The sequence below is a fragment of the Stenotrophomonas sp. GD03777 genome, from assembly GCF_029842485.1.
GTDB classification, from domain to species: domain Bacteria; phylum Pseudomonadota; class Gammaproteobacteria; order Xanthomonadales; family Xanthomonadaceae; genus Stenotrophomonas; species Stenotrophomonas sepilia.
This window is the reverse complement of record NZ_JAOCGL010000107.1, coordinates 1-12,327: the sequence shown is the minus strand read 5'-3', so window position 1 is coordinate 12,327 and position 12,327 is coordinate 1. Positions and strand designations below refer to the sequence as shown.

Here is a 12,327-nt window from a genome sequence, read left to right as displayed (position 1 = left end):
GCCGAGCCGACGCTCGGCTGCTGCAGCAGGTCCACGCATGGCGTGGATCTACAAGCCGTCACGCCACTGCCAACCCCCGGTGCCCACCCGCAGCACGTGGGTCGGCCGCAACGCCTGCAGCAGGTGCCGGTCGTGGCTGACCATCAGCAGCGCGCCCGGCCACGCCGCCAGCAGTTCTTCCAGTGCCTGCAACGCGCTCAGATCCAGCGCGTTGCCCGGCTCGTCCAGCAGCAACAGCTGCGGTGCGGGATCTGCATACAGCACGCTGGCCAGCGCGCCTTTCACCCGTTCACCATCACTGAGGCTGTGGGCTGCACGCTGGATGCGCTGTGCGTCCAGCCCGAGCAGGGCCAGCCGTGTGCGCAGCTCACCCGCATCCGCCACCGGGTTGGCGGCCTGCACGGTGTCGAGAATGCTGCGTTCGCCGGACAGTCCCAGCAGCTGCTGGTCGAGCAGCGCCAGTGGTGCATGGCGCTGCACGATGCCGCTGCGTGCAGGCAGCTGGCCGGCCAGCACGCGCAGGAGCGTGGACTTGCCACTGCCATTGTCACCGACCACGGCGATGCGCTGGCCGCGGCGGATCTCCAATTGCAACGGTGCACTGCAACCCTGCGGCAGCACCAGCGACTCCGCCTGCAGCAGACGTGCGTTGCCGCGTTCACCGTCACCGGCGAACAGCGCCAGCTCCGGCGCGGCGTGAACTGCCGAAGCCGCTGCGCGCAGCTGGTCGGCGCTGGCCTGAAGACGATCGGCCTGTACCTGTTGCGCGCGCCCGTGGCTGGCCTCTGCACGCTGTTTCTGCCGGCCAAGCAGGATCGGTGCCTGGTTGGCCTGCTTCGCATCGCGATTGCCACGTGCCTGGCGCTGCTGCTGGCGTTCGTGCTGCTCGCGCGCGCTGCGCTGTTGCTGCCGGTGCTGGGCGCGGGCGTGGTCGAGCTGTGCGGCGGCCGCTTCGCGTTCGGCGGCCCGCGCGTCGGCGTAGTGCTGCCACGGCCCGCCATAGCGATGCAGCCCGCGCGCGTCGAGCTCGACGATCTGCTGCATCTGCGCCAGCAGCTCGCGATCATGGCTGATCACCAGCAGGCCGCCGCGCCACTGCTGCAACCGTTCGTACAACTGTTGGCGATGGCGGCCATCGAGGTGGTTGCTGGGTTCGTCCAGGATCAGCCAATCGGCGCCGCTGGCCCAGGCGCCGGACAGCGCCACCTGCATGGCCTGGCCGCCACTGAGACGCGCGGCGGGTTGGGCGGGATCGAGATCGTCGGGCAGGCGGAGCGCCTGCCATTGCTGCTGCAGGCGCTCGCGCAGATCCCAATGGTCGCCGACGCAGGCGAAGTCGGCCTCATCCACGCTGCCGGCTTCGATGCGTTGCAGCGCGGCCAGTTCCGCGCCGACGCCGGCCAGTTCACCGACCGTGCCGGCGGGGGGATAGCCGGGCGTCGGCAACAGGAACACGCGGCTGCTGCTGCGCACCTGCCCGTTCTCTGGCCGCACCCGACCGGCCAGCAGGCGTGCGAGCACGCTCTTGCCGGTGCCATTGGCACCGACCAGACCGGTGGCGACCGGATCGAAGGAAAACGACAGATCGGAAAACAGCGGGCGGCCGTCGGCCAGCCGATACGACACGCGATCGAGCGTGAGGGAATGTGTGGTCATGCGACCTCCATGGATGCCGGTTCTCCCCTGCGCGCAGGGGCGGGAAGAGTCAGGCCGTCTGTTGGGAAGACGGCGGCATCAATGGCGCATTGGTCGCGAGCCTCTGGGAGGAATGAGCGGCCAGTATAGCGGGGTTGGCTGAATGGTTTGATGGCTCTGCACTACAAGAGCATCCACGCATGGCGTGGATCTACTGTGGGCCGGGCATGGGTGGATTTCTCGCGGCTACGGCACGGTGTCCAGGCGGGCGCCGACGAAGTCGATGAACACCCGCAGCTTCGGCAGTACGTGTCGGCCCGACGGCCACAGCAGGTGGAAGGTGCCGCAGGAGTGCACATGATCCTCCAGCACGGTGACCAGGCGGCCGTCGGCCAGCGCATCGCGTACCGAGTGCACCGGCACGAAGGCCAGGCCGGTATCGCGCAGCGCCAGCGCCACCCGCGCCTCGATGGTGTTGGCCACCATGTGCACCGGCAGCTCCTGCGGTGTTTCGTGGTCGGGCCAGTGGATCGGCCACGGCTCCAGCTTGCCGGTGCTGGGGAAGCGGTAGTGCAGCAACGTGTGCTGCAGCAGGTCGGCCGGCGTGCGTGGAACGCCGCGACGCTGCAGGTAGTCCGGCGAGGCGACGACACGCCGCGGGAATACCCCCAGCCGGCGTGCGTTCATCCGCGAGTCGCTGGGTTCGCCAACGCGCAGCACCGCATCGAAACCTTCCTCGATGACATCGACCAGCCGGTCGCTGAAATCCAGGTCGAGGCGGATGTCCGGATACGCGGCCATGAATTCGGCCATCAACGGCAGGGTGAGGTCGCCTACCAATGGCAGGCTGATCCGCAGCGTGCCGCTCGGTGCAGCGTGCGGTTGCGCCAGTTCGGTGCGCGCGGCATCGCGTTCGTCGAGGATGCGCCGGCAGCGCGCCAGGAACAGCTGGCCCTCGGCGGTGAGGGTGATGCTGCGCGTGCTGCGGTGGAACAGGCGCACGCCCAGTGCGTGTTCCAGCCGCGCAACGCACTTGCCGGCGGCCGATGCGGAGATGCCCTGCAGGCGCCCGGTCTCGACGAAGCTGCGGGTGTCGGCGGCGTGGACGAAGGTCTGCAGGTTGGCGAGGTTGTCCAGGACTGACATGGGCGTACCGGCAATGAAAACGGCAGGGTAGGGGCGGGTGATCGCGGCACGCGGCGCGGCCATCGCAACACTGTGGTGCGGGGCCTCGGGCAGCCCTTGCGGCGTTGCAGTTCCGGGCATGATGCCGATTGCGGACTGCATGGTCCATGATGCCCGGAGCGGCAACCGGCTTTTTGCAGCGCCGCGCGCTGCCTAACGTGGCGGGCCTCTCCCCACGGATCACCATGATGAATGCCGCTCTTTCCCTTGAACCTGCACCGACGCTGCCTTCGGTGCAGCGGCTGCTGCAGCAGGTCCATCCGTTGCGCCTGGTTGGTGCGGTGGTGCTGGTGCGCGAGCACGGCGTGCTGCGCCATGCCAGCGCGAGCGGGCTGGCCGACCGCGAGTCGGCCAGGCCGATGCTGCGCGATCAGCTGTTCCGGCTGGCATCGGTCAGCAAGCCGTTGCTGGCCACGGTGATCCTGCGCCTGGTGGCTGAAGGCGTGCTCGACCTCGACGCGCCGGTGCAGCGCTGGCTGCCGGACTTCCGCCCGGCGCTGGCCGATGGCAGCACGCCGCCGATCAGCCTGCGCCAGCTACTCAGCCACAGCAGCGGACTGGGCTATCGCTTCCTGGAGGCGGATGCGGAGGGACCCTACGCGCGCGCTGGCGTCAGCGATGGCATGGATGCCAACCCGGTGTCCCTGGCCGAGAACGTGCGCCGCATCGCGCAGGTGCCACTGCTGTTCGCACCGGGCAGCCAGTGGCTTTACTCGTTGGGCGTGGACGTGGCCGGTGCGGTGGCCGAAGCCGCGACCGGTGAAACGCTGCAGGCGCTGTTCCAGCGTCTGCTGGCTGCCCCGTTGGGCCTGCGCGATACCGCGTTCGTTACGCGCGATGCAGAGCGGCTGGCCACGCCGTATGTGAGCGACAGGCCGCAACCGCATCGCCTGCAGGAAGGCGAGGTGGTCGCACCTTTCGAGGGAACGCTGGGCATCGAGTTCAGTCCCGCACGTGCCACCGACGCCAGCCGGTTCGCTTCGGCCGGCGCCGGCCTGGTCGGTACCGCCGATGAGGTGATGGCGGTGCTGGAGGCTTTGCGCGACGTGCAACGCTCCGGCCTGCTGCCGCCCGCGCTGGCGGCGCAGATGGCCAGCCCGCAGGTGGGCGAGCAGGGGCCGCCGGAACCGGCCGGCTGGGGCTTCGGGCTGGGCTTTGCGGTACTGCGCGATGCCGCCGCCAGCGGCACACCACAGCGCGAAGGCAGCTGGCGCTGGGGCGGTGCCTACGGGCACAGCTGGTTCGTCGACCCGTCGCGTGGGCTGAGCGTGGTGGCGCTGACCAACACCCTGTACGAAGGGATGGATGGCGTTTTCGTCGATGACCTGCGCGATGCGATTTATGCCGACCTGGGGGCAACGCGATGAGCGGCCATGCCATCGATGCCGCCAGTCCGGCCGGCGAGGCCACGCGCCTGCCGTGGGCGGGCCTGCTTGCCTTGGCCGGTGGCGGCTTCATCACCCTGTTGACCGAGAACCTGCCGGCGGGTGTGCTGCGGCCGATGGGCGAAAGCCTGGGCGTGAGTGATGCGGCGGTCGGCCAGCTGGTGAGCGTGTATGCGCTGGGTTCGGTGATGGCCGCACTGCCGATGACCGCGCTGACCCAGCGCCTGCCACGGCGTCCGCTGCTGCTGGCGGCCATCGCCGGCTTCGTGGTGGTCAATACGCTGACCGCGTTGAGCAGCAGTTACGCGCTGATCCTGGCTGCGCGCTTCCTGGCCGGTGTGAGCGGTGGATTGCTGTGGTCGCTGGTGGCTGGCTACGCCGCACGCATGGTGGTGCCGTCGCTGCAGGGACGGGCCATCGCAGTGGCGATGGTCGGTTCGCCGCTGGCGCTGTCGTTGGGGGTGCCGGCCGGAACGCTGCTTGGCCAGCAGATCGGCTGGCGCTGGGCGTTCGCGTCGATGAGCGTGCTGGGTCTGCTGCTGCTGGCCTACGCGCGCTGGGCGTTGCCTGCGCTGCCGGCCGCTGGGGCCGGGCAACGCACTTCGCTGGCGACCGTGTGGCGCCTGCCCGGTGTACGCAGTGCGCTGCTGGTGATGGCGCTGTACGTGCTGGCGCACAACGTGCTGTACACCTACATCGAGCCGCTGGCCGTCGACGCGGGTGCCGGTGCGTGGCTGGACCGGCTGCTGCTTGCTTTCGGCATGGCGGCGATTGCTGGCATCGCGATGGCCGGCTGGGGCGTGGATCGCTACCTGCATGCGCTGGTGTGGGCGGCGGTGATCGGTTTCATCGTTCCGGTGCTGGCCCTGCTGGTGTGGCCAGGCGTGGCGAGCGCGCTGCTGCTGGCGACGATCCTGTGGGGCGTGGCGTTCGGCGCCGTGCCGACCCTGTTCCAGACCGCCTTGGCACGGCGCGCCGGGGCCGCTGCGGACCTGGCGCAATCGATGCTGGTGACCGGCTGGAACCTGGCCATTGCGGCCGGCGGCGTGGCAGGCGGGGTGCTGCTGCAGGCCAGCGGCCCACGCCAGCTGGGATGGCTGCCGTTGCTGTTGCTGGCGGTGACCGCCGCGTGGTTGCTGGCACGGCCGAAGGCGTGGGCGTAGCCGCCAATCACGGGTCAGGTGGTGCCGGCCAGCGGCCGGCACTGCCGGGTTGCCTCACTCCAGAGGCACCTGCTCGATCGGCACGCTGCGCGGGTTCTGCATGTGTTCGCGTGCAGCGCCGTACTGCTGCTGCCGCTTCTGATGGAAGGCGACGAACTCATCGCGCGGCAGCGGCCGCGAGAACAGCCAGCCCTGTCCGAATTCCACATGCCGGCTGTGCAGGTAGGCCAGCTGCGCTTCGGTTTCCACGCCCTCGGCCACCACCCACAGGCCCAGCTCCTTGGCCATGTCGATGATGTGCGGCGTGACCGGGCTGGTGGCGCTTTCGGTACCGATCGCATCGATGAATGATTTGTCGATCTTCAGCGCATCCAGTGGCAGCTGCTGCAGGTATTGCAGGCTGGAGAAGCCGACCCCGAAATCATCGATGGCCACGCTGTGGCCGGCGCGGCGGGCGGCGGCGAGCATGGTGCGCGCGCGGTCCAGATCGAGGAAGCCACGTTCGGTGGCCTCCATCCAGATCTGCTGCGGCAGGATGCCGCTGCCGGCCATGTGCCGGGAGATCATCTTCAGGGCGCGACCGCTGCTGATGTCTTCGGCGGCGAGGTTGATCGCGATGTGCGCGCTGCGGTCGGCGACCAGCAGCTCGCGCATGTCGCGCACCACGTTCTCGATCACCAGGTCGGTGACGTCGGCGATCATGCCGGCCTCTTCGGCCAGTGGAATGAACAGGTCAGGGCGCACCTGGGTGCCATCCGGGCGTTGCCAGCGCACCAGCGCCTCGGCGCCGACGCAGATGCCGGTGTCCAGTTCGATGATCGGCTGGTAATGCAGGTACAGCTCGCGGCGGCGGATGGCGGTGGCCAGTTCGCCGCGCAGGGAAAGGCGGCGCCGCGACAGCCAGATCACCAGCCCGGCCCCGGCGGCGGCCAGCAGCAGGCCCACCGGCACGTACAGCCAGGCCTGTTGGCGGAAGGCCGCGGCAAGCGCGGTGCGCGGTGTAGTGGCGACGGCCAGCCATTCCTCGTTGCGCGCGGTAGCGAACAGCGTGGTGTGGTCCAGGCCTTCGCCCGGGTCGCGCAGCAGTGCCTGCAGCAGGTCCGGATCCAGGCCAGGCTGTTTGGCCAGCAGGCGTCCATCGGGGCTGGCCAGTGCCAGCCGCACATTCGGGTCGGCGATGACATCGACGAAGCGGCGTGGGTCCACCAGAGCGTCGTAGGACCCATACAGGATCGCCAGCACCTGGCGTCGCCCGCTGATTTCCGGGCGCACGTCCACTGCGATGCCGGCGCCGTCGCTGGTGACGTGGTCCGGCCTGGGCTGATCCACATCCGACAGGAACGGCCCCCAGGAGGTGCAGCGCAGCTTGCCTCCTTCGAAGTAGCCCATCTGGTCAATCGATGGGGTGGTCATTACCAGGGTCTGCATGCGCCGGATGTGCTCGGGGCTGCAGGACACGTAGGTACCGGCTTCGGCGGATTTCAGCGCCGCCAGCGCCTCCTGGTAGGACAGGTCGGAGCGGCGCAGGGTGCGATCGGCGATGTCGCGCAGGCGCTGCTGTTCGACGCTGACCGCGCGGTCCCAGGTGGCGTAGGCCATGACCGCGATCGGCACCGCAGCGGCCAGCAGGGCCAGTGCGGTACCGCCGATGATGACGCGCAGGCGGCTCATGGCCGGGGCTCCAGCAGGGCGGGCGGGGCAGGGCGCATGGTCGGGCCGGTCCTTGGGCAGGTGCGGCTATCTGAGCATGGCACCGGGCCGGGCGGAATGGGATCAATACGGTATTCGGTCACATTGTGGTGAAAGCGGCCTGCTTTGACGCAATGGGGCCGTCTGGCGCTGGCGCTCGGCGCCGCGGAGGACTACCGTCGAACGCTTCGCCCGCCCCTTCCCGCGCCCATGACCGAGCCCGCCACGCCCCCCGAGCACCTGCGCCGCAGCCTGTCCAACCGCCACCTGCAACTGATCGCCATCGGCGGTGCCATCGGCACCGGCCTGTTCATGGGCTCGGGCAAGACCATCAGCCTGGCCGGCCCGTCCATCGTCTTCGTCTACCTGATCATCGGCGCGATGCTGTTCTTCGTGATGCGTGCGATGGGCGAGCTGCTGCTGTCCAACCTGCAGTACAAATCCTTCATCGACTTCTCCACCGACCTGCTCGGCCCCTGGGCCGGGTTCTTCTGTGGATGGACCTACTGGTTCTGCTGGATCGTCACCGCGATTGCCGACGTGATCGCGATTGCCGCCTACGCACAGTTCTGGTTCCCCGGGCTTGAGGCCTGGAAACCGGCGCTGGCCTGCGTGATGCTGCTGCTGGCGTTGAACCTGGTGACGGTGAAGCTGTTCGGTGAAATGGAATTCTGGTTCGCGCTGATCAAGATCGTGGCGATCTGTGCGCTGATCATCACCGGCGCCGGGCTGGTGGTGTGGGGCTTCACTTCACCCAGCGGCCACACCGCGTCGCTGTCGAACCTGTGGAATGACGGCGGCATGTTCCCGATGGGCCTGGTCGGCTTCTTCGCCGGGTTCCAGATTGCGGTGTTCGCCTTCGTCGGCATCGAGCTGGTCGGCACCACCGCCGCCGAAACCGCCGATCCCGAGCGCAACCTGCCCAAGGCAATCAACTCGATCCCGGTGCGCATCATCATCTTCTATGTGCTGGCGCTGATCGCGATCATGGCGGTCACCCCGTGGCGCCAGGTGGTGCCGGACAAGAGCCCGTTCGTGCAGCTGTTCGTGCTGGCCGGCATTCCCGCCGCCGCCAGCCTGATCAATTTCGTGGTGCTGACCTCGGCCACGTCCTCGGCCAACAGTGGCATCTTCTCCACCAGCCGCATGCTGTACGGCCTGGCCGAAGAGGGGCACGCCCCGCGCGGGCTGTCGAAGTTGTCACGCGCTGCCGTGCCCGCCCGAGGCCTGCTGTTCTCGTGCCTGTGCCTGCTGGGCGGCACGCTGCTGATCTACCTGATTCCGAACCTGGTGACCGCCTTCACCCTGGTGACGACGCTGGCCACGGTGCTGTTCATCTTCGTCTGGTCGCTGATCCTGGTGGCCTACATGGCCTATCGCCGCCGCTACCCGGAGCGCCACGCTGCCTCGATCTTCAAGATGCCCGGCGGCGTTGCCATGTGCTGGGCCTGCCTGGTGTTCTTCGCCGCCGTGCTGGTGCTGCTGAGCCTGCAGGGCGACACCCGCCAGGCGCTGATCGCCAGCCCGGTGTGGTTCGTGCTGCTGGGCGCGGGGTATTGGGTGCGCCGGAGGGCCGCGAAGTGATCCGAAGTGGGGTCAGATCCCGTTGGTCAGCAACGGGATCTGACCCCGGCAGGTCGCGGGACCCACCCCGCCTCCTCGCGGGAAAACGGCTGTTGCTGTTGAGGTTGCCGGCCAGCGGCCGGCACTACCGCGGGTGCAGGGCGTAGCCCTGCCGGCCCCCATTCACCCAACATTCGCGGGCGCCGCCGGATCATCCGGCCGCCATGTCCCATCGACCTCTCCTGCTTGCACTGGTGCTGCTGCCCATCCTGTGGCCCGGGATGGCTGCCGCGCGCACGGTCTATCGCTGCGTGCAGGGCAACACCGTCAGCCTGGCTACCGCACCGGAGCCGGGATCGCGGTGCACGCCGAAGGAGATCGACGACAACGCCATCCAGGCCCCGAACCTGTGGGGCAACATGGGCGTGTTCAGTGGTGTGCTGTACGAGCGCGAGCAGGACGGCGTGCTGGTCTATTCCACCCGCAACCTGCCCGGCTCGCGGGTATTCCTGAAGTTCACCGTGGCCACGCCGCCGGGCGAGCCGGCGCACGAGGGCCTGGGCAAGGTCGGCAAGCCGCAGCTCGCGCAGCACGCCAGGCAGTTCAAGGCCGCGGCCAAAGCCACCGGCGTCGATGATGCCTGGCTGCGCGCGATCGCCCATGCCGAAAGCAATTTCGATCCGCTGGCGGTCTCGACCAAGGGCGCACAGGGCGTGATGCAGTTGATGCCGGAGACCGCACAGGAATATGGCGTGCGCGATCCGTTCTCGCCACAGCAGTCGATCGAGGGCGGCGCACGCTACATGCGCGCGCTGCTGCGCCGTTACAACGGCGATCGCCCGTTGGCGGCGGCTGCCTACAACGCGGGCATCGGTGCGGTCACCCGCTACAAGGGCGTGCCGCCCTACGCCGAAACCCTGGCCTATGTGGACAAGGTGATGGCGCTGTACGCGCGCTACCGCGAAGCGATGGGCATCCGCACCGAAGTACCAGCCCGCTAGCAGGGACTCAGCGCGAGGTGGAAGTGCTGACCAAGTCGTAGCGCTCGATGCGGCCGACGCGTGCCACCTCCGCCTGCACGTCGGCACGCTGCTTGAGTGCACGCCACGCGGCATCGATGCGCACATCGCCCGGCAATGACGGATAGGTGCGCATGTCCTGCAGGCTGGCCAGGGTTTCACCGCGTTCAACCGGCGAGCGCAGCTGTTCGATCAGCACGGCGGCGGCACCGTCCAGGTCGCCTTCCTCCAGCAGCATTTCGCGATGGAACAGGCGGGCATCGTCGCGCTGGGCCAGGATCACCGCGCGTGCTGCATCGCGCGCCTTGGCATCGCCGCGCTCGCGGGCGGCGGCGAACTGCAGCAGCGCCTGTGCGGCCTTGCCGTAACCGGCGAGGCCCGGCATGTCATTCACTGCCTGCGCAGCGTCCTGCATGCGCCCCAGCGAACTGAACACGAAGCCGACATTCATCTGGTGCTCGACACCATCCGGGCCGAGCGCGCCGATGCGGGCGGCCTGTTTCGCCGTGGCCAGTGCCTCATCGGTGCGGCCCAGCCGGCGCAGTGCGGTGAGCCGGCTGTTGAGCAGCCAGGCCACCCATTCCGCCTCCGCAGCGGCAGGCGATTCGCCGTTGCTGGCGGCACCGGCCATGCCCTCGGTCAACGACAGCACTTCCTCGTTGCGGTCCAGCATCAGCAAGGTGGTGCTGAACTCGGCCATGCGCGCGTCCAGTGCGCGGTCGAGCAGGCCGGAAACACGCAGTTCATCGAGGTGGCGCTGTGCCGCCTGCACCGGATCGAAACGCGCGTCACCGCGATCGACATAGCGATCAAAGCGCTTGTCGCTGCGCAGGCGGATGATCTCGGCCGGGCTGTCGATCCGCGCCAGCGTGGCCGGAATGCTGTCGCCACGGCCGTTGTCGGCCTGCAGCGTGGCCAGCGCCAGCCACAGCCCGGTGGGTTCCAGGCCGCCACTCTTCCAGCCGTTGTCAAACAGCGCCTGCAGCAGGTCCATGCGCTTCTGCGGCTGCTCACGCAGGCGGTACTGCAGGTAGTTGATGGCGTGGTGATCGATCGACAGCGGTGCGTCGGCGTGCTGCAGTGCCTTCACCAGGAAAGTGGTGGCTGCGGCCGGCTGGTTGTCCGACAGTTCCACCGACACCTGGGTGAGCAGGATCTGTGCATCCTCCGGCAGGGCCTCCTGCGCCCGCTGCAGGTAGCGGCGGGCCTGGTCCGGCTTCTTCTGCATCAGCGCGGTCCAGCCGGCGACCTGCGAGGCGCGGCCGCGATGCTCGGCATCGAAGTCGTCCAGCAACGGATCTTCCATCAGCCGCTCCATGCTGATCAGCGCACCCAGCGTGTTGCCGTCGCGTGCCTGCTGGATGGCCTCATCCCAACGCGTGGCGTACGCCGCGTGTACTGCATCGGCGGTGGCCGAAGGCTTCTGCGGGGCCACCGTGATCGAAGCGAAGGCGGGCGCGCTGGCCAATGCGGCCAGCAGCAGGGCGGTGAGGGGGAGAACGCGGGGCATGGAGAATCTCCATCCGTGGGAACCGCATTGAACCTGCTACGGCCAGCGAGGACAAGCACGACGAAGCGAATCCTGGTGTTCAGCCGCATGATCGGCCGTGGCGGATCGCACGCGCAGCGTCTATTGTCGGTGCCTCTTCAAGCAGCAGGCAGAGGCAGCGCAACACGATGGCACGGTGGCAATGGATGGCGGCAGGGGTGGCGTTGGCAACGGCGGTGGGCTTGGCTGCAACCTGGTGGGATACCCCGCTGAAAACGCTGGCCGGCCCTGCCGGCCCGGTGCCCACGCCGCTGGCCTGGACCGCGCAGATCGAGCCGCTGGCCGGCGATGGTCACCCCGGCGACCGCGACGGTGCGTCCGCGCAGGCGCGCTTCGCCGACCCGTATGCACTGCTGCGCGGCACCGATGGCAGTATCTATTTCACCGATGCCGGTGACAACAACCGGATCCGCCGCCGCCTGCCCGATGGCCGCGTTGAAACCGTGGCCGGGCAGGGCGAGGGCCGTGTCGATGGCCCTGCGCTGCAGGCCAGCTTCCATACGCCTTCGGGCATTGCCGGCGATGCGCAGGGCAACCTGTACGTGGCCGACACGGGCAACCATGCGATCCGCCGCATCGGCACCGATGGCCAGGTGACCACGCTGGCCGGTGGTGAACAGGGCTTCGCCGATGGCCCTGCCATGCAGGCCCGCTTCGATGCACCGATGGGCGTTGCGGTGGACGCGCAGGGCCAGGTCTACGTGGCGGACACATTCAATGACCGCATCCGGGTGATCGGTACCGATGGCAGTGTGCGCACCCTGGCCGGTGGTGATCGGCCAGGCTTTGCCGATGGCGTGGGCGCTGCTGCGCGTTTCGATACGCCGGTGGCGCTGGCCTTCGACGCGCAGGGTGCATTGCTGGTGGCCGATCTGTTCAACAACGCCGTGCGCCGGGTGGGGACCGATGGCACGGTCAGCACCGTGGTTGCCGGCGGCGGCGTGATCAATGGGCCACTGTCGCTGACCACCACCCACGATGGCGTGCTGTACGTGGGGGATATGGATGGCCGCATCGTGCAGGTGACGCCGCAGGGCCATCAGATCGCACTGGTCGGCAACGGTCGCCTGCCGCGCCTGGCCCGCCCCAGCGGATTGGCGATGGAGGCCGATGGCAGCGTGCTGGTGGCCGACGCCGCA

At 68.7% G+C, this 12,327-nt stretch carries 8 protein-coding genes and 1 pseudogene; 5 read left to right on the top strand and 4 right to left on the bottom strand.

All coding sequences use genetic code 11. From position 1 onward, the window contains the following. Positions 1–48 precede the first annotated feature (48 nt). Both N5E02_RS17555 and N5E02_RS17550 read right to left on the bottom strand, forming a co-directional pair. Positions 49–1,656 (bottom strand): ATP-binding cassette domain-containing protein, encoded by a 1,608-nt coding sequence (locus N5E02_RS17555; protein ID WP_188239199.1) that lies wholly within the window; start codon positions 1,654–1,656, stop codon positions 49–51. A 225-nt stretch (positions 1,657–1,881) separates the two neighbouring features. Further along, positions 1,882–2,781, bottom strand: coding sequence for a LysR family transcriptional regulator (locus tag N5E02_RS17550; protein ID WP_188239200.1), 900 nt, complete (start codon positions 2,779–2,781; stop codon positions 1,882–1,884). A 227-nt stretch (positions 2,782–3,008) separates the two neighbouring features. On the opposite strand from N5E02_RS17550, the gene N5E02_RS17545 reads away from it, so the two are divergent. Continuing rightward, the gene (locus N5E02_RS17545; RefSeq protein ID WP_139726661.1) at positions 3,009–4,187 is read left to right on the top strand and encodes a serine hydrolase domain-containing protein; all 1,179 of its coding nucleotides are present in this window, start codon (positions 3,009–3,011) and stop codon (positions 4,185–4,187) included. Next, positions 4,184–5,368 (top strand): MFS transporter, encoded by a 1,185-nt coding sequence (locus N5E02_RS17540; protein WP_139726662.1) that lies wholly within the window; start codon positions 4,184–4,186, stop codon positions 5,366–5,368. The genes N5E02_RS17545 and N5E02_RS17540 overlap by 4 nt, the downstream gene beginning before the upstream one ends. Before the next feature lie 54 nt (positions 5,369–5,422). Here N5E02_RS17540 and N5E02_RS17535 read toward each other — a convergent pair whose 3' ends face one another. After that, a complete protein-coding gene (locus N5E02_RS17535; RefSeq protein WP_188239201.1) occupies positions 5,423–7,039 on the bottom strand; it encodes an EAL domain-containing protein in 1,617 nt (538 codons plus the stop codon). 228 nt (positions 7,040–7,267) lie between these two features. Between N5E02_RS17535 and cycA the strand changes: the two genes are divergently transcribed. Further along, on the top strand, positions 7,268–8,641 hold the full coding sequence (gene cycA / locus N5E02_RS17530; RefSeq protein ID WP_065186865.1) for a D-serine/D-alanine/glycine transporter: 1,374 nt from the start codon (positions 7,268–7,270) through the stop codon (positions 8,639–8,641). 203 nt (positions 8,642–8,844) lie between these two features. Next, a complete protein-coding gene (locus N5E02_RS17525) occupies positions 8,845–9,621 on the top strand; it encodes a lytic transglycosylase domain-containing protein (protein WP_005415084.1) in 777 nt (258 codons plus the stop codon). Positions 9,622–9,628: 7 nt separating this feature from the next. Here the strand turns inward: N5E02_RS17525 and N5E02_RS17520 are convergent, their stop codons facing one another. Further along, positions 9,629–11,149: a hypothetical protein gene (locus N5E02_RS17520; RefSeq protein WP_139726666.1), complete on the bottom strand. Its 1,521-nt coding sequence runs from the start codon at positions 11,147–11,149 to the stop codon at positions 9,629–9,631. Between the two features lie 167 nt (positions 11,150–11,316). On the opposite strand from N5E02_RS17520, the pseudogene N5E02_RS17515 reads away from it, so the two are divergent. Next, positions 11,317–12,327, top strand: a pseudogene (locus tag N5E02_RS17515) (gluconolaconase); the annotation flags it as partial.